23 protein-coding genes are annotated in these 21705 nt (G+C 74.4%); 10 read left to right on the top strand and 13 right to left on the bottom strand.

Annotated elements, in window-relative coordinates:
- Nucleotides 1-63 precede the first annotated feature (63 nt).
- The 4 genes from ACA511_RS36365 to ACA511_RS36350 all read right to left on the bottom strand — a co-directional run bounded on the left by ACA511_RS36365 (nt 64) and on the right by ACA511_RS36350 (nt 4058).
- Nucleotides 64-1356, bottom strand: coding sequence for a DUF4185 domain-containing protein (locus ACA511_RS36365; RefSeq protein ID WP_375029260.1), 1293 nt, complete (start codon nt 1354-1356; stop codon nt 64-66).
- Nucleotides 1357-1429: 73 nt separating this feature from the next.
- Nucleotides 1430-2251: an SDR family NAD(P)-dependent oxidoreductase gene (locus ACA511_RS36360; protein ID WP_375029259.1), complete on the bottom strand. Its 822-nt coding sequence runs from the start codon at nt 2249-2251 to the stop codon at nt 1430-1432.
- Complete coding sequence (locus tag ACA511_RS36355; protein WP_375029258.1) at nt 2248-3297, bottom strand: DUF4432 family protein; 1050 nt, start codon at nt 3295-3297, stop codon at nt 2248-2250. Before ACA511_RS36355 ends, ACA511_RS36360 begins: the two co-directional genes overlap by 4 nt.
- Entirely contained in the window at nt 3297-4058 is a 762-nt protein-coding gene (locus ACA511_RS36350) for a phytanoyl-CoA dioxygenase family protein (RefSeq protein ID WP_375029257.1), read from the bottom strand. The genes ACA511_RS36355 and ACA511_RS36350 overlap by 1 nt, the downstream gene beginning before the upstream one ends.
- Nucleotides 4059-4178: 120 nt before the next feature.
- Here ACA511_RS36350 and ACA511_RS36345 point away from each other — a divergent pair, with 120 nt between their 5' ends.
- The 3 genes from ACA511_RS36345 to ACA511_RS36335 all read left to right on the top strand — a co-directional run bounded on the left by ACA511_RS36345 (nt 4179) and on the right by ACA511_RS36335 (nt 6527).
- Nucleotides 4179-5168: a sugar kinase gene (locus ACA511_RS36345; RefSeq protein ID WP_375029256.1), complete on the top strand. Its 990-nt coding sequence runs from the start codon at nt 4179-4181 to the stop codon at nt 5166-5168.
- Nucleotides 5169-5271: 103 nt separating this feature from the next.
- On the top strand, nt 5272-5700 hold the full coding sequence (locus ACA511_RS36340) for an anti-sigma factor (protein ID WP_067794237.1): 429 nt from the start codon (nt 5272-5274) through the stop codon (nt 5698-5700).
- 68 nt (nt 5701-5768) lie between these two features.
- On the top strand, nt 5769-6527 hold the full coding sequence (locus ACA511_RS36335) for an RNA polymerase sigma factor SigF (protein ID WP_375029390.1): 759 nt from the start codon (nt 5769-5771) through the stop codon (nt 6525-6527).
- Between the two features lie 64 nt (nt 6528-6591).
- On the opposite strand, the gene ACA511_RS36330 is transcribed toward ACA511_RS36335, so the two are convergent.
- Nucleotides 6592-7119 (bottom strand): hypothetical protein, encoded by a 528-nt coding sequence (locus ACA511_RS36330; RefSeq protein WP_375029255.1) that lies wholly within the window; start codon nt 7117-7119, stop codon nt 6592-6594.
- Between the two features lie 52 nt (nt 7120-7171).
- On the opposite strand from ACA511_RS36330, the gene ACA511_RS36325 reads away from it, so the two are divergent.
- Together ACA511_RS36325 and ACA511_RS36320 are read left to right on the top strand one after the other, a co-directional pair.
- Nucleotides 7172-8113: a diacylglycerol/lipid kinase family protein gene (locus ACA511_RS36325; protein WP_375029254.1), complete on the top strand. Its 942-nt coding sequence runs from the start codon at nt 7172-7174 to the stop codon at nt 8111-8113.
- 322 nt (nt 8114-8435) lie between these two features.
- The gene (locus ACA511_RS36320) at nt 8436-8696 is read left to right on the top strand and encodes a WhiB family transcriptional regulator (protein WP_375029253.1); all 261 of its coding nucleotides are present in this window, start codon (nt 8436-8438) and stop codon (nt 8694-8696) included.
- Nucleotides 8697-8769: 73 nt separating this feature from the next.
- Here ACA511_RS36320 and ACA511_RS36315 read toward each other — a convergent pair whose 3' ends face one another.
- Nucleotides 8770-10437, bottom strand: a complete 1668-nt coding sequence (locus ACA511_RS36315) for a histidine kinase N-terminal domain-containing protein (protein WP_375029252.1) — start codon at nt 10435-10437, stop codon at nt 8770-8772.
- 67 nt (nt 10438-10504) lie between these two features.
- On the opposite strand from ACA511_RS36315, the gene ACA511_RS36310 reads away from it, so the two are divergent.
- Both ACA511_RS36310 and ACA511_RS36305 read left to right on the top strand, forming a co-directional pair.
- Complete coding sequence (locus tag ACA511_RS36310) at nt 10505-11689, top strand: 8-amino-7-oxononanoate synthase (protein WP_375029251.1); 1185 nt, start codon at nt 10505-10507, stop codon at nt 11687-11689.
- 112 nt (nt 11690-11801) lie between these two features.
- Nucleotides 11802-12530 carry a GntR family transcriptional regulator gene (locus ACA511_RS36305; RefSeq protein WP_375029389.1) on the top strand — a complete coding sequence of 243 codons (729 nt, stop codon included), beginning with the start codon at nt 11802-11804 and terminating at the stop codon, nt 12528-12530.
- Nucleotides 12531-12578: 48 nt separating this feature from the next.
- Here ACA511_RS36305 and bioB read toward each other — a convergent pair whose 3' ends face one another.
- Nucleotides 12579-13589 (bottom strand): biotin synthase BioB, encoded by a 1011-nt coding sequence (bioB, locus tag ACA511_RS36300; RefSeq protein ID WP_375029250.1) that lies wholly within the window; start codon nt 13587-13589, stop codon nt 12579-12581.
- Complete coding sequence (bioD, locus tag ACA511_RS36295; RefSeq protein ID WP_375029249.1) at nt 13586-14317, bottom strand: dethiobiotin synthase; 732 nt, start codon at nt 14315-14317, stop codon at nt 13586-13588. The genes bioB and bioD overlap by 4 nt, the downstream gene beginning before the upstream one ends.
- A gap of 115 nt (nt 14318-14432) precedes the next feature.
- On the opposite strand from bioD, the gene ACA511_RS36290 reads away from it, so the two are divergent.
- Nucleotides 14433-15242 carry a hypothetical protein gene (locus tag ACA511_RS36290; RefSeq protein WP_375029248.1) on the top strand — a complete coding sequence of 270 codons (810 nt, stop codon included), beginning with the start codon at nt 14433-14435 and terminating at the stop codon, nt 15240-15242.
- Here ACA511_RS36290 and ACA511_RS36285 read toward each other — a convergent pair.
- Nucleotides 15239-16903 carry a carotenoid oxygenase family protein gene (locus ACA511_RS36285; protein WP_375029247.1) on the bottom strand — a complete coding sequence of 555 codons (1665 nt, stop codon included), beginning with the start codon at nt 16901-16903 and terminating at the stop codon, nt 15239-15241. The genes ACA511_RS36290 and ACA511_RS36285 overlap by 4 nt on opposite strands.
- Nucleotides 16904-17064: 161 nt before the next feature.
- Here ACA511_RS36285 and ACA511_RS36280 point away from each other — a divergent pair, with 161 nt between their 5' ends.
- Nucleotides 17065-17559, top strand: a complete 495-nt coding sequence (locus tag ACA511_RS36280; RefSeq protein WP_375029246.1) for a GNAT family N-acetyltransferase — start codon at nt 17065-17067, stop codon at nt 17557-17559.
- Between the two features lie 37 nt (nt 17560-17596).
- Here the strand turns inward: ACA511_RS36280 and ACA511_RS36275 are convergent, their stop codons facing one another.
- The 4 genes from ACA511_RS36275 to ACA511_RS36260 all read right to left on the bottom strand — a co-directional run bounded on the left by ACA511_RS36275 (nt 17597) and on the right by ACA511_RS36260 (nt 20843).
- Nucleotides 17597-17779 carry a hypothetical protein gene (locus tag ACA511_RS36275; RefSeq protein WP_375029245.1) on the bottom strand — a complete coding sequence of 61 codons (183 nt, stop codon included), beginning with the start codon at nt 17777-17779 and terminating at the stop codon, nt 17597-17599.
- 4 nt (nt 17780-17783) lie between these two features.
- On the bottom strand, nt 17784-19127 hold the full coding sequence (locus ACA511_RS36270) for an acetyl/propionyl/methylcrotonyl-CoA carboxylase subunit alpha (protein ID WP_375029244.1): 1344 nt from the start codon (nt 19125-19127) through the stop codon (nt 17784-17786).
- A 54-nt stretch (nt 19128-19181) separates the two neighbouring features.
- Nucleotides 19182-20030, bottom strand: coding sequence for a hypothetical protein (locus ACA511_RS36265; protein ID WP_375029243.1), 849 nt, complete (start codon nt 20028-20030; stop codon nt 19182-19184).
- 180 nt (nt 20031-20210) lie between these two features.
- Nucleotides 20211-20843 carry a GntR family transcriptional regulator gene (locus ACA511_RS36260; protein WP_375029242.1) on the bottom strand — a complete coding sequence of 211 codons (633 nt, stop codon included), beginning with the start codon at nt 20841-20843 and terminating at the stop codon, nt 20211-20213.
- Nucleotides 20844-20924: 81 nt separating this feature from the next.
- Here ACA511_RS36260 and ACA511_RS36255 point away from each other — a divergent pair, with 81 nt between their 5' ends.
- Nucleotides 20925-21686, top strand: a complete 762-nt coding sequence (locus ACA511_RS36255) for a DUF1932 domain-containing protein (RefSeq protein ID WP_375029241.1) — start codon at nt 20925-20927, stop codon at nt 21684-21686.
- The last annotated feature ends 19 nt before the right edge of the window (nt 21687-21705 follow it).

Here is a 21705-nt window from a genome sequence, read left to right as displayed (position 1 = left end):
GGCGCGTGGGGAGCGGTACCGCCGTGGACGGGACGGTGGTGCCGCGGCTTTCGGGTCCTCCGGCTAGCCGGAGACCGGGAGGTCGATGTAGCGCGCGCGGTAGATGCTCGCGTCGCGGTAGTTGTCGTTCGCCGGGCCCTTGGTGGCGTCGACGCTGTTGACGTTGTAGGAGACGACCAGGTTGCCGCCGGACGACAGCGACGCGTGCTGGTGGGCGTTGTAGGTGTAGACGTCCCCGTCGCCGTAGGAGCCCCAGATCCCCGTCTCGGGCGTCGTGTAGACGGTCCGCTCCCCGGTGAACGGGCCCGCCGCCGAGCACGACAGCAGCACGTCGATCTCCGCGCCGAAGGCGATCTTCGTGTCCTGGTTGACCATCACGTAGTGCGAGCCGCGCCTGCTCACGCTGAACTCGTTGGACACGCCGCTCATCAGCCGCGCCGACGCCGTCTCCGCGCGCGACCAGCCGCTCGCCGTCCGGTACTGCCAGGCGCCGCGCAGGTCGGCGCCCTTCACCCGGGCGATGTGCAGGTACTTGGTGTTCACCTTGGTGCCGGGGTCGGTGTAGTCCTCGCTGCCGTAGACGTAGGTGTAGCCGCCGTCCTTGAGCAGGGCCGAGCCCCACTGGACGCCGGACGCCGAGGGCATCGCCTCGACCCGCGTCGGCGCCGCCAGGTTCCCGGTGGAGAAGCGCGCGAGGACGTTGTCCTTGAACGTCATGTCCCAGCCGGTCCCGTTGTCCGGGTCGGGGTCGTAGTACTCGCGGTAGAGCTGCTGGACCTCCGCGCCGCTCTGCGTCAGGTCGCCCGCCCAGTACCAGTGGTGCGGCTGCGCGGGAGGCATCACGGCCTTCGGGGCGGCGGCCGTCCCGCCGTGCACGGTGGTGAGCCCGCCGCCCGGCCTCTGGACGACGAACGAGTTGTTGATGAACGGGGTCGTCCCGCCCTCCTCGACGACGAGCGGCCGGGACCCGTCCGCGTTCACCTTGCCGAGGAAGGTGTCGGAGTAGGCGTAGACGGTGCGGCCGTCCGACAGCTTCAGCGAGTACGTCGTGTCGGCGCCGGTCCAGTCGTCCAGCAGGGCGTTGCTGTTGCCGTAGGACGTGAACTTCCCGTTCAGCGCGGTGTTCTGCGCGGCCGTGCCGAACACCGGCGGCGCGTGCCCGGAGCAGGTGGGCCCGGCCGCCGCGGCCTGGGCCGGGACGGCGGGCGCGGCGGCCAGCCCGGCGCCGGCCAGGAGGGCGGACGCGACGGCGGCGGCGCGTGTCCGCCGCCGTCGCCGCCTCGCCGGAACGGACGAGTGTCGATCGGGCGAGTGCCGATGGGGAGGGTGGGGACGGGAGGGGCCGGGTTCCTGCATGGAAGCCTCCGCGAGGTCGCTGTCACACGCCGCTCGTGCGCTCCACATCATGAGTCATCAAATGACTTGGTGTCTAGATCTTTTGCGGACCGGGTTCGGGCTCCGGGAGCGCGGCCGGGTTGCGGGCCAGGAGCCCGCCGTCCACGCGGTGCTCGGCGCCGGTCACGAACGACGAGCGGGGACCGGCGAGGAACGCGACGACCTCGGCGACCTCCGCGGCGGCCGCCACCCGCCCGAGCGGATGGGCCCTCCCCCACTCGGCGACCTGCGCGTCCTGGCTCGTCCCGCCGCGGAACAGGTCCGCGGCCCAGCGCAGCATCGGCGTGTCCACCGAGCCGGGGCAGACGACGTTCGCGCGGATGCCGTCGGCGGCGTGGTCGAGCGCCATCGACCTGGTCAGCGCGTTGATCGCGGCCTTGCTCGCGCTGTAGGCGGCGACCCGGTCCTGGGAGACGAACGCCTGCACGGACGACATCGTCACGATCGTCCCGCCGCCCCGGCGGCGCAGCTCGGGCACGGCGGCGCGGCAGGCGAGGAAGACGCCCTTGACGTTCACGCCGAGGACCTCGTCCCACAGCTCCTCGGACGTCTCCTCGACCGTCCCGTACCGCTGGACGCCCGCGCACGTCACCACCACGTCCAGCCCGCCGTGGCGGGACACGGCCGTCGCGACCAGGTCGTCCATCTGCGCGGCGTCGGTCACGTCGGCCTCCGCGCCGGTGACGTCCAGGCCGTCCGCGCGCAGTTCGGCCTCCGCCTGCCGGACGCCGCCGACGCCGCCGACGCCGCAGAACACCACCGCCGCGCCGTCGCGCGCGAGCCGCTCCACCACGGCGCGGCCGATCCCGAGCGAACCGCCGGTCACGACCGCGACCTTGCCTTCGAACTCCCTCATCCGTCCCCTCCGATGACGCCCGCGCGCAGCCACAGGCTCCGCTTCGCGTGCGGTTCGAGCGTGAGCGCGGTGCCGTTCGCCGCCGCGGCGGCCAGGCCGTCCGTCGGGTGTCCGGCGAACGGCTCCAGGCCCATCACGTAGGCGCGCCCCCACCACGGATGCCCGGTGGTCGCCCCGAGCTCCTGCCACAGCCACAGGTGCGGCAGGACGGCCGCGTCCCAGCGCACCCGCATGCCGAGGCCGCCGTCCGGATCGACGACCTCGTAGCGGCCCTCGTCCAGGCCGGTGAGGTAGACGATCTCACTCGGCGCACCGTACCCGGGGACGACGCCGAGATCGACGACCCCGCCGCCGTCCGCCGGGACGCGCGGCCACGCGTGCGGCCCGCCCGCGCGGACCCGCCGGCCGCCGGGGCCGATCGCGGTCTCGTGCGGGACGACGCGGGCTCCGTCCGGCAGCCTGATCCGGTGCCCGGGGCGCAGGAAGGGCGCCCCGAACACGATGTGGTGGCCCCACATCGCGTCCAGCGCCACCCCCGATTCGTTGACGAGCTCCTCCTCGACGGCGAGCTCGGCCTCGCCCGACCGGAGCCGCAGCGTCTTGGTCACCCGCAGCGGCATCCGCCTGGCCCGGACGGTCAGCCGGACGGCGGCCTCCCCGGCGTCGTCGGCGACGATGTCCGCGTCCCACGGCAGCCCCGCCACCTCGCCGTGCTGCGCGAAAGCGGCGCCCCTGTACGTGCTGGGCGCGCCGCCGTTCGGCAGGACCTCCTGCCAGCCGCCCTGATAGGAGTCGAGGAACGCGGCGGTGTCGTCGGCCGCGCCGCCCGCCACGTCGCGCGGGTCCCGCGGGCCGTCCGGCGACAGCCACACGAAGTCCATGTCGCGCGGCTTGTAGCAGAACTCGGCGATGTCGCCGCCCTTGCCCGCGAGGACGGTCACCCGCAGCAGCTCGTTCTCCAGGACCAGGGCGTCCAGCCCCGCCCAGGTGGTCTCGTGGACGCGGGCGCCCCAGTTGCGGGACGGCCGGTGCCGCCGGCGTGCCATCAGCCCTCCGCGCCGCTGAACGCGAAGTGCTCCCCGGGAACGTAGCGCGGGCGCGGCTGGTACTCGTTCGCGCCCGGCTCGCCGCGCAGCAGCAGCGCGGACGGGAACGGCAGCGGCTCCCCCGTGATCCGGGTCGACGTCGGGATGTAGCGGATGGTCAGCCCGCAGCGCCGGTGGGGCGACCCGTTGGCGTTGCTGCCGTGCATGATGTTCGGGTGGTGGACCTCGACGTCGCCGGGTTCGAGGACGAGATCCGCGGCGCGGGACTCGTCCACGCCCACCGCGCTCTCCACACCGAACACGGCCCCGGCGTCATCGCGTTCCCGGACGTCGTGCAGGTCCTCCTTGTGGCTGCCGGGGATGACGCGCAGGCAGCCGTTCTCGGGCGTGGAGCGGTCGATCGCGAGCCAGAGCGTCACGACGCGCATCGGGTCGAGCGGCCAGAACGCGCCGTCCTGGTGCCAGAGCACGGCCTTGCCCGTGTACGGCGGCTTGGAGATGTAGGCGGAGGCGAACAGGGCGATGTCCGGGCCGATGAACCGCTCGGCGACGTCCAGCAGGCGGTCGTCGGAGACCAGCCGCACCCAGAACGGGTCCTTGGCGACCAGCTCGGTGGACAGGTCCTCGCCGGTCCGGCCGGGATGGCGCTCCTGGAGCCAGCGGACGTGCCCGTCCGCCTCGGCGATCAGCGCGGGGTCGAGGACGTTCCGGAAGATCGCGTAGCCGTCGTCGGCGTAGCCTCGCATCGGGTCGTCGGCCATGGTCGTCCCTTCTGTTCTGTGGTCGGGCGCGGCACCCCGAAGTCTTAGTCATCAGATCACTTGCTGTCTAGATGTATTGTCGCCCGTATCGTGGACGCGCCCGGAGAGAGGACCCCGCCCATGAGCGCGCTGGACACCCTGGCCGACCGCGCCCGGCCCGCCCGGATCGCCCTGATCGGCGAGTGCATGATCGAACTGAGCCACACCGGCCCGGACCGGCTGGCGCTCGGCTACGCCGGCGACGCCTTCAACGTCGCCGCCTACCTCGCCCGCAGCGCGGCCCCGGGGACGGCCGACGTCCAGTTCGCCACCCTCGTCGGCGACGACCCCTACAGCGCCCTGATGCGGGAGTCGTGGGCCGCGCACGGCGTCGGCTCGGCGCTCGCCCGCAGCGTCCCCGGCGGGCAGGCCGGCCTCTACCTGATCCGCACCGACGAGCACGGGGAGCGGACGTTCCACTACTACCGCTCGCAGTCGGCGGCCCGCGGCCTGTTCGGCCCCGCCCAGCCCGCCGCGACCGACGACGCCATCGCGGGGCACGACCTGGTCTACCTCTCCGGGATCACGCTGTCGATCATCTCCCCGGCCGCCCGCGAACGGCTCCTGGACGTCCTGGACGAGACGCGGCGGCGCGGCGGCCTGGTCGCCTTCGACGGCAACTACCGCCCGGCCGGGTGGCCCTCCCCCGCCGCCGCCGCGTCCGCCATGTCGGCCGTCCTGGCGCGCACCGACATCGCGCTGCCCACGCTCGCCGACGAACGGGCCGTGTTCGGGGACGCCTCCCCCGCCGACGCGGTCCGCCGCCTGCGCGCCGCCGGAGTGTCCGAGACGGCCGTCAAGCTCGGCGAGCGCGGCTGCGTGATCGCCGACGCCCGCGCCGAGGAGGCCGTCCCCGCCGTCCAGGGGGTCGATGTGGTCGACACCACCGCCGCGGGCGACGCCTTCAACGGCGGCTACCTCGCCGCCCGCCTCGCCGGCGCGGGCCGCCGCGCGGCGGCCGGGGCGGCGAGCGCCCTCGCCGCCCGCGTCATCGCCCACCGCGGCGCCCTCCTGCCGCCCGGCGGAGTGACTCACGCCTCCCGCGCGGCGGGTTTCGAACGCGTCCGCTGAGGTCGCTCCGGCGTTCGTAGGAAAGCCACGCGCGCCGAAGTCTCCGAGTGGGCCCCGCAGGCGGTAGTTTCGAAGCAGCGGGACCATCCTGCGAGGGAGTGACGTGACCGAGGAAACCGCTGCAATGCCGGCCAGTACGAAGTTGTCCGTCCGCGACGTGGTGACGGTGAAGCTGCCGGCCGCGAGCGCCTACCTGTCCGTGCTGCGGACGGCGACCGCGGGACTCGCGGCCAGGCTCGACTTCACGCTGGACGAAATAGAGGACCTGCGCATCGCCGTGGACGAGGCGTGCGCGATGCTGCTCGCCCAGGCCCTGCCCGGGACCGACCTGACATGCGAGTTCGAGCTGACCGGGGACGCCATGCGCATCTCCGTGTCGGTGCTCACCGTGGACGGCGAGGAGCCCAGCCGCGACACCTTCGCCTGGACGGTCCTGTCGTCCCTGGCGGGCGAGGTCGACGCCGCGGTGGGCTCCGACGACCGGGTCACCGTGACGCTGCAGAAGCGTCGCGGTGCGGCGGGGGCCCCGTGACGGAGAAGACGACGACGGAGGAGACGACGACGACGGTCGCCGCGACGAGCGAGCGGTCGGAGTCGGGCGTGCCCGACCGGGCGCGTGCGCGTGCGCTGTTCGAGCGCCTCGCCGAGCTTCCCGAGGGCGATCCGGAGCGCCAGCGCATCCGCGACCAGCTCGTGGAGCTGCACCTGCCGCTGGTGGAGTACCTCGCCCGCCGCTTCCGCAACCGCGGCGAGTGGCTGGACGACCTGATCCAGGTCGCCACCATCGGCCTGATCAAGTCGATCGACCGGTTCGACCTGGAACGCGGCGTCGAGTTCTCCACCTACGCGACGCCCACGATCGTCGGCGAGATCAAGCGCCATTTCCGCGACAAGGGCTGGGCCGTCCGCGTCCCGCGCCGGCTGCAGGAGCTGAAGCTGTCGCTGACCAAGGCGATCAGCGACCTCGCCCAGCGCGAGGGCCGCGCGCCGACGGTCAGCGAGCTGGCCGCGCACCTGCAGATGACCGAGGAGGAGGTGCTGGAGGGCCTGGAGTCGGCGAACGCCTACTCCACCGTGTCCCTCGACGCCCCCGACTCCGGTGACGAGGACGCCCCCGCGGTGGCCGACTCCCTCGGCATGGTCGACGAGTCGCTGGAGGGCGTGGAGTACCGCGAGTCCCTCAAGCCGCTGCTGGAGAAGCTGCCCGCGCGCGAGAAGAAGATCCTGCTGCTGCGGTTCTTCGGCAACATGACGCAGTCGCAGATCGCCGCCGAGCTGGGCATCTCCCAGATGCACGTGTCCCGGCTGCTCGCCCGCACCCTGGCGCAGCTCCGCGAGGGCCTCACCGCGGACGAATAGCGGACGGGCAGAGTTCGCGCGAAGGGCCCCGGGATCTCCGTCTCCGCGGCCCTTCGGCGTCCGGTCAGTTCTTGGTGGGCTGCTCTTTGAGGCGGTCCATGAGGCGCTGCCCCAGGGAGCGCGGTTCGGCCGCCGCCCGCACGGGCTCGGCGTCCTTCTCCGGCCGCCCGCGCGGTTCCTTCCGGGGCTGCGCGGGGGTCTCGCCGTCATCGTCGTGGTCCTCGATGAGCCAGGCGGTGCTCGGCGGGCTGAGCACGGTGACCAGCGCGAGGAGCGCGACCGCGCCCAGCGGGATCGCGATGGCGGGCCGGTCGCCCTGCCACAGCGACCAGGCGACCGGCAGCGCGAACAGCTGGGTGAGCACGGCGGGGGCGCGGCTCCACTGGTCGGCGCGCAGCAGGCCGCGCGCGCAGGCGAGCATGCCGGCGCCGCCGGCGAGCGCGAGGACCGTGACCCCGATCGCGCTGGCGGGGTCGACGGCGGCGCCGGCGGCCGTCTCCACGCCGGTGTAGACGCCGAAGCCGACGGCGGCGAGGCCCTCCGCCGCCTCCAGGGCGGCGGCGGCCCGCACGGTGCTGGGACGCTTGGTCACACCTCGAACCCTACTCGTCCTCTTCCCCCGCGCGTCCCATACCCTGACGCACGTGCGCGCCATGCTCATCGCCAACCCCAAGGCGACCTCCACCTCCCGGCGGGCCCGCGACATCCTCGTGCGGGCCTTCACCGGAGACCTCGACCTCGTCCTCGCCGAGACCGGCCACCGCGGCCACGCGACCGAACTGGCTCGGCAGGCCGCCGAGGACGGCTACGACGTCGTGATCGCGCTCGGCGGCGACGGCACGGTGAACGAGGCGGTCAACGGCCTGCTCGCCGGCGGCCCGTCCCCCGGCCTGCCGGCGCTGGCGGTGCTGCCGGCCGGCAGCGCGAACGTCTTCGCCCGCGCGCTCGGCCTGCCGGACGATCCGATCGGCGCGACGACGGCGGTGCTGGAGGCGCTGCGGGCCGGCCGGCACCGGACGGTCGGCCTCGGGACGGCCTCCCTGCCGGACGGCGCGGAGCGGTACTTCACGTTCTGCGCGGGCGTCGGGCTGGACGCCGAGGTCATCCAGGAGGTGGAGCGGCGCCGCGCCGCCGGGGTCCGCGCGGACCCGTCCCTCTACGTGCGGACGGCCGCCCGGCATTTCTTCTCCGGCACCGATCGGCGGCGTGCCGCGCTCACTTTGGAACAGCCGGGGCGCCCGCCGAAATCGGGGCTGTTCCTCGCGTTCATCTCCAATACGTCGCCGTGGACTTTCATGGGCCGGATGCCGGTGAATCCGAGTCCGAAGGCGAACTTCGGGCGCGGACTGGACGTGTTCGGGATGCGTTCGCTGGAGGTCGGCCCGACGGTGGCGGCGCTTGCCCAGATGCTGACCACCCGAGCGCGTCCGCTGCAGGGACGGCATGTGGTGAACGTCCACGATGCGGCCGAGGTCACGCTGCGCGCGGACCGCCCGGTGGCCTTTCAACTGGACGGCGACTACCTCGGCGAACAGCGGAGCGTGACCTTCCGGTCGGTTCCGAAGGCGATACGCATCGTCATTTGAGCGCCCCCGGTCGAGCCGCGCGGTCATTCCGTGCGCATGGACGACCAGGTGAGAGCCAAGTAACACGCCCGTCCCACGGATGTGACACATGCGACACCCATACTTTGAGAATCCTTTCTCAAAGGTCTTGCGTCGCCCCGCGCGGCCCTGACACGCTCAAAGTGCGCCCGCTGGTCGGAGACCCCAACGCCGCCGGTCCCCTGCTCGCGGCGCCGCCGAACATTCACCCCTGGACCCGGTCTCGGCCTCCCGGGCGTTCGCGACATGTGAAACCGTTCACATAAGTGGAGTTTCTCCGCCACCTGACGAAGGAGTGGACCGCATGGACTGGCGCCACCGCGCAGCCTGCCGTGACGTGGACCCCGAGCTGTTCTTCCCGATCGGCAACACCGGACCCGCGATCCTGCAGATCGAAGAGGCCAAGCAGGTCTGCCGGCGCTGCGACGTGAGCGACGCCTGCCTGCGCTGGGCGCTGGAGTCCGGCCAGGAGTCGGGCGTCTGGGGCGCCATGGGCGAGGACGAGCGCCGCGCGCTCAAGCGCCGCGCCTCCCGCGCGCGGGCCCGCGCGAACGCGGCCTTCTAAGCCCCTCCCTCTCCGACCCTCGCGGCGCCACCGCCTCCCAGCCCCGGCAGGAGAGCATGTGGCGCCGCGGTCGTCAGAACCTCCGCTGGCCGTGGTCCAGCGGGACGTCCACCACCACCTCGGTGCCCCCGCCCGGACGGGCGCGGAATTCGAGCCGGCCGCCCAGTTCGCCCACGATCAGCGTGCGGACGATCTGGAGGCCGAGGCTGGTGGTGCTCTCCACGTCGAAGTCCGCGGGAAGGCCGACGCCGTCGTCCGCGACGGTCGTGACCAGCCGCGGCCCGGACGGGGCCTCCCCCGACTCCTCCTCGTGCGGGGCGCGGGGCTCGTCGGCGCCCGGCGCCGACCACTCGCCCCAGACCGCCACGCCGCCCGGCTCGCCGCGCTCCTCCCCCTCGCCGTAGCGGCGCGCGACGACCTCCAGCGTGCCGAAGCGGTTGGCGAGGCCGTGCTCCAGGGCGTTCTGCAGCAGCTCGGTGAGCGCCATCGCCAGCGGCGTCGCGACCTCGGCGGGCAGCACGCCGAAGCTGCCGCTCCGCTTCGGGGCGATCTTGGTCTCCGGCGTCGACACCTCCCCCGCCATCGTGATCACGCGGTCCGCGATGTCGTCGAAGTCGATCAGCTCGTCCGGGGTGTGCGACAGCGTCTCGTGCACGATCGCGATCGACCCGACGCGGCGGACCGCCTCGTCCAGCGCCGCCCGGCCCTCCGGGATCCGCAGCCGCCGGGCCTGCAGCCGCAGCAGCGCCGCGACCGTCTGCAGGTTGTTCTTCACCCGGTGGTGGATCTCCCGGATGGTGGCGTCCTTGGTCATCAGCTCGCGGTCCCGCCAGCGCAGCTCGGTGACGTCCCGGCACAGCACGATCGCGCCGATCCGCGTCCCGCCGACGACCAGCGGGATCGTCCGCAGCTGCATGATCGACCCGCGCGACTCGACCTCGACCTCGCGCGGCGCCCGGCCGGACAGGACGACGCTGAGCGCCTCCTCCATCGGCTCGCCGGTGTCGCACAGGTCCGCGGTGATCTGGCCGAGCGCCTCGCCGACCAGGTCCGCCGGGAACCCGAGCCGCCGGTAGGCCGACTGCGCGTTCGGGCTGGCGTAGGTGACCTTGCCGGAGCGGTCCAGGCGCATCAGCCCGTCGCCGACGCGCGGCGACCGGACCATGTTCGGCTCCTCGCCCGGCACCGGGAACCGGCCCTCGGCGATCATCGTGGCGAGGTCGCTGGCGCTCTGCAGGTAGGTCAGCTCCAGCCGGGACGGGGTGCGCGCCGAGCTGAGGTTCGTGCTGCGCTGGATCACCCCGAGGATCTTCGCGCCGCGCCGCACCGGGATGGACTCCTCCCGGACGGGGATGCCGCTGCCCCACTCGGGGTCGCCCTCCCGGACGATCCGGCGCTCCCGCCACGCCACGTCGATCAGCCCGCGCCGCCCCGTCCGGACGACCTTGCCGACGAGGTCCGCGGAGTAGGCGGTGGGACCGGTCGTCGGCCGCATCTGCGCGATCGCCACCCAGCCGGGGACGGTGGCGCCGGTGTCCATCCCGCCCCGCCGGCCGCGGGCCCCGCCCGGCGCCGCCTCGGCGGGCAGCACGTCCGCCGACCGCAGCGGCACCCAGAGCAGCAGGTCCGCGAACGACAGGTCGGCGAGCAGCTGCCAGTCCGACACGAGCGCGTGCAGCCATTCCAGGTCGGTCTCGGTGAGATCGGTGTGATCGCGGACCAGATCGGTCAAGGTAGGCACGCGACCATCATCGCCCATGCCTCCCGGTGCACGGGCGGGTGCCCCGGCCCGCACCCGGGCTGGCAGGATGCCCGGCATGACCGCAGTACGAGACCCCCTGGCCCGGCTCCGGGACGCGACCGCGCGGCGCGCCGGGGCCGGGCTCCGCCGGACGCTGCGCCCCCGCCCGGACGGCCGCGCCGGCGCGCTCACCGACCTGGCGTCCAACGACTACCTCGGGCTCGCCGGGGACCCCCGGCTGATCGAGGCGGCGTGCGCGGCGGCGCGCGCGTGGGGCACCGGCTCCACCGGTTCGCGGCTCGTCACCGGGACGACCGCGCTGCACGCCGAGCTGGACCGGCGGCTCGCCGCGTTCACCGGCAGCGCCGCCGGGCTCGTCTTCTCCTCCGGTTTCCTCGCCAACCTGGGCGCCGTCACGGCGCTCGCCGGGCCGGGCACGCTCGTCGTGTCCGACCAGGTCAACCACGCGTCGATCGTGGACGCGTGCCGGCTGTCGCGGTCCCGCGTCGTGATCGTCCCGCACCGGGACGCCGCCGCCGTGGAGCGGGCCCTCGCCGGCCGCGAGGAGGACCACGCCCTCGTGGTGACCGACGCGGTGTTCTCCGTGGACGGCGACCTCGCGCCGCTGGCCGCGCTGCACGCCGCCGTCCGGGCGCACGGCGCGCTCCTCGTGGTGGACGAGGCGCACGCGCTCGGCGTCGTCGGCGACCGGGGCCGCGGCGCCGCGCACGCGGCCGGGCTCGCGGGCGAGCCCGACGTGGTCCTCACGCTCACCCTGTCGAAGTCGCTCGCGTCCCAGGGCGGCGCGGTCCTCGGCGCCCCCGAGGTGATCGAGACGCTGGTCGACACCGGCCGGTCGTTCATCTTCGACACCGGCCTGAACCCGCCCGCCGCCGGCGCCGCGCTCGCCGCCCTCGACGTGCTGGAAGCCGACCCGGGGCTGCCGTCCCGCGCCCGTGACCGGGCGCTCCGGATCGCAAACCTCGCGGCCGGTTCCGGCCTGGAGACCGCCGTCCCGGCAGCCGCCGTCGTGCCCGTCTTCCTCGGCGAGCCGCACGCCGCGGTGCGGGCCGCGGAGATCTGCGCTGAGCACGGGCTCCGCGCCGGGTGCTTCCGCCCGCCGTCCGTGCCCAAGGGCCGCGCCTGCCTGCGCCTCACCGCCCGCGCCACCCTGGACGAGGCGGACCTCACACGCCTCGGGGAGGCCCTGGCGGAGGTCGCTTCCTCTACCGCCCGTAGTCTGCACGCATAACATCGGGGGAAACCGATGATGAACGTGAGGAGTTGCCGTGACGGAGGTCAGGGGCGGGCCCCGGCACGGGGGCGGTTACGAGCACGGCTTCGACCGCGCCTCCCTCGCCGGCATCGGTAAGCGCCACCCGAACCAGGCTCCCCGGATCCCCAAGTACTACAAGCTCAAAGAGCTGCTGGTCGAGCTGATCCAGTCGCTGCCCGCCGGCAGCCCGCTGCCGCCCGAGCGCACCTTGGCCGAGAAGTACGAGACGTCCCGCACCACCGTCCGGCAGGCCCTCGCCGAACTCGTCGTCGAGGGGCGCCTCCAGCGCATCCAGGGCAAGGGCACCTTCGTCGCCAAGCCGAAGGTCGCGCAGGAGCTCCAGCTCGTCAGCTACACCGAGGACATGCGGCACCACGGGCTGCGTCCCGAGACCCGCATCCTGGAGGCCGGGTACGTCAGCGCCGACGAGAGCCTCGCGTCGCTCCTCTGCATCCGGCCCGGCGGCCGGGTCCTGCGCGTCCACCGGCTCCGCCTGGCCGACGGCGAGCCGATGTCGATCGACACCTCGCACCTCCCGGCCCGCCGGTTCCCCGGCCTGCGCCGCGAGCTGTCCCGCCACCACTCCCTCTACGAGACGCTCGCCACCGCCTACGACGTCCACCTGACCGAGGCGGAGGAGACGATCGAGACCGTCCTCGCGACCCCGCACGACGCGCAGCTCCTGGGCGTGGACGTGGGGCTCCCAATGCTCCTTCTCTCCCGCCACGCCTTCGACACGACGGGGCAGCCGGTCGAGTGGGCCCAGTCCCTCTACCGGGGCGACCGCTACAAGTTCATCACCCGCCTCAGCCGCTGACCCGTCCGGCCCGGCCCGCGTCACCCCGGGGCCGGGCCGACGCCGTTGTCAGAGGGTCTTGCTGAGGGCCTTGATGGGCATCTGCAGGTCGGTCAGGAGGTCCAGGTCCTTCTGGGCGGGGCGGCCCAGGGTGGTCAGGTAGTTCCCGACGATGATGGCGTTGACGCCGCCGAGCATGCCCTCGCGGGTGCCGAGGTCGCCGAGGGTGAGCTCGCGTCCGCCCGCGTAGCGCAGGATGGTGCGGGGCAGGGCGAGGCGGAACGCGGCAATCGTCTTCAGCGCCTCGGCGCCCTCGACCAGCGGGAGGTCCGAGAACGGGGTGCCGGGGCGGGGCGCGAGGAAGTTCAGCGGGACCTCGTCCGGTCCGAGGTCGGCGAGCTGGGCGGCGAACTCGGCGCGCTGCTCGACGCTCTCGCCCATGCCGACGATGCCGCCGCAGCACACCTCCATGCCGGCGTCCCGCACCATGCGGAGGGTGTCCCAGCGCTCCTCCCACGAATGGGTGGTGACCACGTTCGGGAAGTGGGAGCGCGCCGTCTCCAGGTTGTGGTTGTAGCGGTGGACGCCCATCGCGGCCAGCTCGTCCACCTGCTCCTGCGTGAGCATGCCGAGCGAGCAGGCGATGTTGATCTCGACGGCGTCGTTGATGGCCTTGACGCCCTCGCGGACCTGCGACATCAGCCGCTCGTCCGGGCCGCGGACGGCGGCGACGATGCAGAACTCGGTCGCGCCGGTCCGCGCGGTCTCCTTCGCAGCCTCGACCAGCTCGGGGATGTTCAGCCACACCGAGCGGACGGGCGACTCGAACGTGCCGGACTGCGAGCAGAAGTGGCAGTCCTCGGGGCAGCCGCCGGTCTTCAGCGACACGATCCCCTCGACCTCGACCTCCGGCCCGCACCAGCGCATCCGGACGTCGTGGGCGAGGGCGAGCAGGTCCTCCAGGCGGTCGTCGGGCAGGGTCAGCACCTGGAGCACCTGGTCCTGCGACAGGCCCTCGCCCGCGTCCAGAACCTGGCGGCGTGCCGTGCCGAGAATGTCCGTGCCGAGGATGTCCGTCACGTGCTCTCCTTGTCGAGGCCGAAGCTGTCGCGGAAGGCGGCGGCGTCGAAGCCGCCGCCGAACGAGGGGGCCAGGCCGCGGTGCGCGGCCACCAGGAACTCCGCCGGGTCCAGGGCGCCGGCCCCCGCGGGCAGCACACCCGACAGCGGTCGAGCCGCGATGGTCTCCAGGTCGCGGATGTTGCTGCGCATGGCGAGGTCCGGGTCGTCCGGCCAGGCGCCGATCACGACGCCGGCGAGCTGCACGCCGCGGTGCGCCATCGCCTCCAGCGTGAGCGCGGTGTGGTTGAGCGTGCCGAGGCCGGGGCGGGCCACGACGACGACGGCGGCGCCGAGCCAGCGCGCCAGGTCAGCGATCGTGGTGCCCTCGTCGTCGTAGCGGACGAGGAGGCCGCCCGCGCCCTCGACGAGCACGAGCCGGCGGCCGCCCGCCAGGTCGCGGACGCGTTCGGCCACGTCCGGCAGCCGGACGGGCGGCAGCCCGGCCGCACGGGCGGCGGCGGCCGGGGACAGCGGGTCGGGGAAGCGCGCGAACTCGTGCACGTCGTCGAGGCCGGCGAGGCGGCGGACCTCGTCGAGGTCGCCGGGCTCACCGGCGGCGGCCCCGGTCTGGCCGGGCTTGACGGCGGCGACGGACGCGCCGCGGGCCGCGGCGACCGCCGCCAGCGCCGCGGTGACGACCGTCTTGCCCACGCCCGTACAGGTCCCGGTAATCACGAGCACACTCACAAAGCGGCACCCTAGCGCGGGCCCTCGGAGCGGACGCCCGCCGGATCCCACAGTCTTCGGCGGCCGTTTTTGTAACGGGGCGGAACCCGGCGGCGGCGCGGGGCGTCCAAGCCCCATGGCCGGACCGTACACACGTTCCCGCCGGCTCCCGGCTCTCGCCTGCGCGGCGCTGACCGCCTGCGCGCTGACCGCCTGCGGAGACGGCTCCGGTGAGACCGGGCCCCCGGCGCACCCCGCACCGTCCACGTCCCCGTCAACGTCCACGGCGTCCCCGTCCACGACGTCCCCCGCCAAGGACGACCCCGCCCAGGAGGAACTCGTGCTCCGGTGGCGGAACACCGGAGGCATCGCCGGCATCGGCGGCCCCGGAAGCGTTCCCGAGTTCTCCCTCTACTCCACGGGACGCGCGGTGGCCGCGTCCCAGGGCCGGCTGACCGAGTACCGCCTGAAACCGGACGCGCTGCGGCGCCTCCTCGCCGAGGCGCGCGCGGCCGGTCTCGGCCGTTCGCACACGGTCGGGTCCGACCGGATCGCCGACGCGATCACCACCGTGGTCACGATGGGCGGCGCGACGACCCGGATCGTCCAGGCGGAGTCGCAGGCCGGCCCGGAGGCCCGCTTCCTGAAGAAGCTGGACCCCGCCGCCTGGCCCGCGTCCCGCCTGTCGGCGAAGCCCGGCCCGTACACGCCGGCGCGGACGGCCGTCCTCGCGGGCGAGACGGCCGGGAGCGGCACCGTCGAGACGTGGCCGCTGGAGCCGCTCGGCGACGGCGAACGGGTGGCCGGAGGCATCTGCACCCTGGCGCCGTCCAAGAAGACGCCCGCCGCGAAGCCCGGCACCGCGTGGCGCAGCGCGGGGAAGACCTACTCCGTCCGCCTCCGTCCCCTGCTCCCCGGCGAGACGTCCTGCCGGGACCTGCGCTAGCGGGCGTCGAGGTCGTCGGCGACCTCCCGGGCGGTGGCGGCCAGCTCCGGGTCCAGCTGGTCGAGGCGGGCGTCGAGGTCGTCGGCGAAGCGGAGGCGCTCCACGTCGGGGGCGGGGACCGCCTCGGGCATCCACGCCGAGTGGATCAGGAACGGCACCGTCGTGCCGTCCGGCGGGGCCAGGACGGCGACCGGGCCCCGTCCGACGTCGGCGGCGTCGAACAGTTCGACGCGGAACCGGTCGTCGTTGTGCACGGCCACGACCAGGTAGCCCTCGTGGCCGCCGGGCTCCGCGCCCGCGTACCGGCTGCCGCCCCGCCCGCGCGGGACGAAGGACGGGGAGGTCGGGTAGTCGTCCAGGGCGAACGTCCACTCCGACAGGGCCTTCAGGTCCCCGCGGTCGTGGCTCACCAGGACGGACGGCGTCTCCTCCGCGGGGAACAGGGACGGGTCGACGCGGCCCGCGTAGTTGCGCAGGGCGCGCTGGTTGATCGCCTCCGGGTGGAACCCGAGGTAGACGAGGTGGTGCCGGGTCGGGGCGGTCTGCCCTTCGATGCTCCAGTCGATGGCGGACAGCTCCGCCTGCCACCACCGTTCGGTGTCGCGGGCGCGGGCGCGTTCCAGGACGCGGCCGGTCTCCGGGTCGAACTGCATGACGGTCGTGAGCGCGGGCGTCATGCCGTGGCAGTACATGCCGCGCAGGGCCGGGTCGACGGGACGGCCATGGGCGTCGATGTCGTCCTCCCGGAGGTACATCCCGATGTCCACGCCCTCGCTGTGCTCCATGACGACCTGGATGCCGTCGGAGTCGTCGTAGCCGGCGTAGAAGTGGTTGACCTCGGGTGCGAGGCGGAACTCGGTGCAGGTGACGGTGTCCCGCCCGGGGACCAGGTCGTCCTTGCGGATCAGCAGGACGGGCCCGTCCGGGTTGTTCGGGGCGGTCCGGTCCCCGCCGAAGATCTCGTCGACCTCGATCTTGAAGGCGGTGTCGGCGAGGACGAGCCAGTCGCGGGTCTGCGTGATGGTGTGCGTCGCCTGCGGCAGCGCCGCGCCCTCGACGGCCCAGCGCTGCACGCGGGTGCCGGTCCCGTCGTAGCGGATCACCGACACGGCGCCGGTCAGCACGTCGCGGCTGACGCTCCACAGGCAGCCGCGCTCGGGGTCGACCACGGGGTGCGCCGTGGTGGAGACCAGCGGCAGGACGGCGTGGTCCAGGGCGGGCTTCCAGTCGTCGCGGCGCCCGACCTCGGCGACGAACTCCAGCGTGACCGGGTCGACCTCGACGGGGCGCCCGGCGTCCCAGGTGGCGAAGAGGCGGTCGCCCCACGGGAGCGGCGCGGTGTTGGCGGCGTTGACGAACCCCCAGGGCGAGTCGGTGCCGACCGCTCCGGCGGTGAACAGGCCGGGGCGCTTGCCGCGCAGCCGGACGGACGGGGTGTCGATCACGCGGGCGCGCCAGGGGAACCGCCCGTCCGGGCCGGGCCGGAGCGGCATCCGCGCCATGATCCCGTCGCCGAAGAACGCGTGCCGGGGGCGGGTCCGCTGGTCGGAGGTGCTGACGACGTAGTGGCCGCGCACGTCGTCCGGCCAGGCGCCGGCGATGACCTCCAGGTCCATGTCGGAGATGTCCTGCGTGCCGAGGATGGAGCGGGGAACCGGCATCAGCCCTCCAGAGGCTATTGACTTCACGTCAATAAACAGCCCTCCGCCCGGCACCGTCAAGGCCGCCCGGTCGTCGTCGGGTACCGTGGTCCGGCGCGGCCCGCCGGTCGCGCGTCCAAGGGCTGGAGAAAGCACCCATGCGCATCGTGGACGGACCCCCGGTGTCCGCTGAGGTGGTCGTGCGGGCGGCGCGTCCCGAGGAGTACGCGCTGGTCGGAGACCTGACCGTCGAGGTGTACGTGCACGGCGGGCTGGTGTCGCCCGAGTCGTCGTACGTGCGGACGCTGCGCGACGCCCCCGACCGGGCCGCCAAGGCCGAACTGCTCGTGGCCGAGGTCGCGGGCGAGGTCGCCGGGGCCGTCGCGTACTGCCCGCCCGGCAGCCCGTACGCGGAACTGGCCGGGCCCGGCGAGGCCGAGTTCCGGATGCTCGCCGTCCGGGAGACGGCGCGCGGGAAGGGCGCGGGACGCGCCATGGTGCGGGCGTGCGCCGAGCGCGCGCGTGCGGCCGGGCTCCGCGGGCTGCGGCTGTCGACGCAGCCCAACATGGACTCCGCGCATCGGATGTACGAGCGGATGGGGTTCGTCCGCACCCCCGAGCGGGACTGGGCGCCCGTGCCGGGCGTCGACCTGCTGACCTACGCGCTCGCCCTGTAGGAGGCCCGGCCCCGGCCAAGAGGCCCCGGCGCCCCGGCTACGAGGTGCTCTCCAGGGCGCCGTGCTCGGCGCAGCGGGCCGTCCAGCCGAGCGGGGTCACCTGGACGATCATCCGGCGGCGGCAGCGCGCGCAGTAGCGGGGCGGTTCCATCTCGCGGGCGGCGCGGCAGGCGGCGTGGTCGCCGTCGGCGGCGGGCTCACCGCAGCGGTCGCAGTACACGGGCCTACCCTACGACGCCGCGCATGCGGGCGACCATGCCGGTGTCGTAGGTTCCCGCCGCGAACTCGGGGCGGCCGAGCAGCTCGCGCAGGAAGGGCAGGTTCGTCGGCGGCCCCTCGATGCGGAACGCGTCCACGGCGGCGCGCGCCCTGGCCAGCGCGTGCTCGCGGTCGTCGCCGCGGACGGACAGCTTCGCGATCAGCGGGTGGTAGTGCGGGGTGACGGTGTTGCCCTCGGCGTAGCCGGCGTCGATGCGGATGCCGTCGCCCACGGGCTCCTCCCACACCTTGATCTCGCCGGACCCGGGGAGGAACCGCTGCGGGTCCTCGGCGTGGACGCGGAACGCGATGGCGTGGCCGTGCGGCGCGGCGCCGGTGAACGAGACGGGCTCGCCGGCGGCGATGCGGAACTGCTGCTCGACGAGGTCGATGCCGGTGACCATCTCGGTGACGACGTGCCCGGACGGCAGGCGGGTGCTCATCTCCAGGAAGTAGAACTCCCGCGCGGCGGGATCGACGAGGAACTCGACGCTGCCCGCGCCCCGCAGCCCGACGGTCTCGCCCGCGCGGACCGCGGCGGCCGCCATGCCGTCGCGGAGGCCGGGGTCAAGGCCCGGCGACGGGGTCTCCTCGACGATCTTCTGGTACCGGCGCTGGACGGAGCAGTCGCGCTCGCCGAACGCGACGACCGTGCCGTCCGCGAGGCCGAGGATCGGCACCTCGATGTGCCGGGCGCCCGGCACGTACCGCTCGATGAGCACCTCGCCGTGCCCGAAGACGCGTTCGGCGGCGGCGCGGGCCGCCGCGTAGGCCGCGCGGAGGGACGGCTCGTCGTGCGCGGCGGCGAGGCCGAGGCCGCCGTCGCCCGCGGCGGGCTTCACCATGACGGGGTAGCCGATGCGCGCGGCCTCCTCGACCGCCGTAGCGGCGTCCGGGACGGGCTCCCAGACACCGGGCGCGACGGGGACGCCCGCCTCCTTCATCAGGTTCCGGGCGTTGATCTTGTCGCCCATCCGGGCGACGGCGAGCGGCGGCGGGCCGACCCAGACCAGGTCGCGGGCCGCGGCCTGGCGGGCGAACGAGGCGCTCTCGGCGAGGACCCCGTCGCCGGGATGGACGGCCCGCGCGTTGGTGCGGTGCGCGGCCTCCAGGATCGCGGCGGTGTTGAGGTAGCTGCGGGCCGGGTCGGCGGGGCCGATGAGGACGGCCTCGTCCGCCTCGGCGACGAACGGCAGGTCGGCGTCGGCCTCGGAGTACACGGCGATGGCCTTGAGGCCCATCGCGCGGGCGGTGTGCAGGATCCGGCCGGCTATCTCCCCGCGGTTAGCCACGAGGACGGACTCGAACACGGCGGACGCTCCCCTCGCGAACGGGCGGGACCGGGCGTCCCGACCGTGCCGAGACTAGTGCGGATCGACGCCGGGCGCGGGCTGGGCGAGGTTGAAGAGGCCGCCGTCCACGACGGCCCTGCCGAAGGGGCGGGCGAGTTCGGCGAGGCGCTCGCAGCCGTCCTCCCCCAGGGCGGTGTAGGCGGGAAGGGCCAGCTCGTCGGTGCGGTCCTCGATGGCCTGGCGGAACGCCTCGCCCTCGGGCGTGAGGGATTCGCCGTCCAGCAGGCCGCGGCCGCGGAGGCGCTCGGCGGTCGCGTCCCACTGCTCGGCGGGCCAGGCCCGGGTCGCCGTGAGGAACGCCTTGGGCAGGGTGCCGGTGGCCGCGTGCAGCACGAGGGCCTCGATCGGGGTGACGCCTTCGGCGGTGAGGACGGCGATGTGGCCGTCGCCGCGGAATTCGCGGAGGAGGGTCTGCGCCCACCAGAGCTGGAGGACCGGCTCGTCCGGCCAGGGCTGGGCCGCGTGCGCCGCGAAGAGGGCCCTCCCCTGGGCGTGGTCGCCGGCGGCCTCGGCGGCGCGGCGGGCCAGCGAGACGGTCTCCGCCAGGCCCGGGAGCCGGTCGATGCCGCCGCGGCGGAGCGCGGCGGCGGCCGCTTCCGCCCGTCCGGCGAGCACCCGCTCCGGGGACGTCTTCTCCCAGGCCCCCGGGAGGGCGCCGCGGACGACGTCGGGGTTGAAGTTGTAGAACGTCGCGATGACGACCTCGGCGGAGGCGCGCCCGAACGCGGCCGCGCGGGAGGCGAAGTAGGCGGTCTGCGCGTCCAGGCCGAGTGCCGCGTACCGCTCCGTCGCCTCCGGCACGAAGTAGATCATCGCGTGCACCGGTTCCAGCCGCCGCCATGCCCGCCGTGCCGCTCGCATCCGCCGCCTCCGTGTCGTCGCCGTGTCTTCGCCGTGTCGTCAGGCCGCCGCGTCGCCGTGCCGCGATCGTCCCGACCGTACCCGCCGGCCGGGAGATCCGAATCTAATTCGGTCGTGATGGCGGGTCAATACGCGCGCCCGCCATCTCGGGGGGCGCGCGGGAGCGAGGGGTTCTCCGCGTCAGGGGGCGCGGCGGCGGTCGATCTCCGGGAGGGTCTCGATGACGCTGCGCAGGTGCGCGCGGGCGGCGCGTTCGGCGGCGTCCGGGTCGCCGGCGGCGATCGCGTCGATGATGGCGAGGTGCTGCGGCAGGGACGCCTGCGGCCGGCCCGGGTGCATGGCGAGGCGGAACTGGTGCCGGACGTTCTGCGCGCGGAGCCGTTCGAGGACGTCGGACGCCGTCCGCTGCCCGCTGATCTCGCGGACGCGGCGGTGCAGGCGCTCGTTCAGCCGGGAGTAGCCGAGCACGTCGCCGGACGCGACGGCGGCGCGCATCTGCGCGCCGATCTCCCGCAGCTCGGCGGCGTCGGACTCGGTGGCGCGGGCGGCGGCCTTGGCGGCGCACAGCCCCTCGATCACCATCCGGACCTCGGAGATCTCGACGGCCTCGGTGAGCGAGACGGCGCGGACGCGGGCGCCGCGGTTCTGCACGCGCTCGATGAGCCCCTCGTTGGCCAGCTCGGCGAGCGCGGCGCGGACGCCGGCGCGGCTCGCGGCGAACTGCTCGGACAGGTCCGCCTCGATCAGCCGCTGGTTCGGGACGAACTCGCCGCTGAGGATCGCCTCGCGGATCCCGTCCACCACGTCGGCCACCGGCACTCCTGGATTGTCGCCATTTTTGTCGCTGATCTACTGTAGCCGATGCGGGACGTCACGTCAGGGAGGGGAACGGCAATGCCGACCATCGCGGTGCTGGGGCTGGGCGAGGCGGGCGGCGCGATCGCGGGCGATCTCGTCGCGGCGGGCGCGGTCGTGCGGGGCTACGACCCCGCCGTTCCCGCGCCGGACGGGGCGGTCGGCTGCGGCGGCGAGGCCGAGGCCGCGGCCGGCGCCGATCTCGTGCTGAGCGTCAACAGCGCGCACGACGCCGCCGCGGCGCTCAGGGCCGGCGCCGGGGCGGTCGGCGGCGGCGCCGTCTGGGCCGATCTGAACACCGGGTCCCCCGGGCTGAAGCGCGAACTCGACGCGATCGCGCGGGAGCGCGGCGTCCGGTTCGCCGACGTGGCGATCATGGCCCCGGTGCCGGGCCGCGGGCTCCGCACGCCGCTGCTGGCCAGCGGAGGCGGCGCGCGCGGGGTCGCGGACGTCCTGCGGCCGCTCGGGGCCGGCGTCGAGGTGATGGACGGCGCCGCCGGGCTGGCCGCGGAGCGCAAGCTGCTGCGCAGCGTGTTCTTCAAGGGCCTCGCCGGGGCGGTGGTCGAGGCCCTCGACGCCGCGCGGGCGGCCGGGTGCGAGGACTGGCTCCGCGCGAACATCGCCGAGGAGCTCGCCGCGGCCGGCGGGCACACGGTGGACCGGCTCGTCGGCGGCACCCGCAGGCACGCCGTCCGCCGCGCCGCCGAGATGGAGGCGGCGGCGACCATGCTGGACGAGCTGGGCGTGCCCAACCCGATGGCCGCCGCCAGCCGCGACCTGCTGCGGCGTCTCGCCGGCTGACCCCGCCCCCCTCTGTCCG

The sequence above is a fragment of the Actinomadura sp. GTD37 genome (assembly GCF_041951365.1).
GTDB lineage: Bacteria > Actinomycetota > Actinomycetes > Streptosporangiales > Streptosporangiaceae > Spirillospora.
This window is presented reverse-complemented; position numbering and strand designations above follow the sequence as displayed.

What these genes read in the sequence shown, in the direction of transcription:
- ACA511_RS36265 (WP_375029243.1), bottom strand. Translation starts at nt 20,030, where the DNA reads ATGCGAGCGGCACGGCGGGCATGGCGGCGGCTGGAACCGGTGCACGCG.
- ACA511_RS36285 (WP_375029247.1), bottom strand. Translation starts at nt 16,903, where the DNA reads ATGCCGGTTCCCCGCTCCATCCTCGGCACGCAGGACATCTCCGACATG.
- ACA511_RS36255 (WP_375029241.1), top strand. Translation starts at nt 20,925, where the DNA reads ATGCCGACCATCGCGGTGCTGGGGCTGGGCGAGGCGGGCGGCGCGATC.
- ACA511_RS36290 (WP_375029248.1), top strand. Translation starts at nt 14,433, where the DNA reads ATGGCCGGACCGTACACACGTTCCCGCCGGCTCCCGGCTCTCGCCTGC.
- ACA511_RS36355 (WP_375029258.1), bottom strand. Translation starts at nt 3,297, where the DNA reads ATGGCACGCCGGCGGCACCGGCCGTCCCGCAACTGGGGCGCCCGCGTC.
- ACA511_RS36360 (WP_375029259.1), bottom strand. Translation starts at nt 2,251, where the DNA reads ATGAGGGAGTTCGAAGGCAAGGTCGCGGTCGTGACCGGCGGTTCGCTC.
- ACA511_RS36320 (WP_375029253.1), top strand. Translation starts at nt 8,436, where the DNA reads ATGGACTGGCGCCACCGCGCAGCCTGCCGTGACGTGGACCCCGAGCTG.
- ACA511_RS36350 (WP_375029257.1), bottom strand. Translation starts at nt 4,058, where the DNA reads ATGGCCGACGACCCGATGCGAGGCTACGCCGACGACGGCTACGCGATC.
- ACA511_RS36345 (WP_375029256.1), top strand. Translation starts at nt 4,179, where the DNA reads ATGAGCGCGCTGGACACCCTGGCCGACCGCGCCCGGCCCGCCCGGATC.
- ACA511_RS36310 (WP_375029251.1), top strand. Translation starts at nt 10,505, where the DNA reads ATGCCCGGCATGACCGCAGTACGAGACCCCCTGGCCCGGCTCCGGGAC.
- ACA511_RS36365 (WP_375029260.1), bottom strand. Translation starts at nt 1,356, where the DNA reads ATGCAGGAACCCGGCCCCTCCCGTCCCCACCCTCCCCATCGGCACTCG.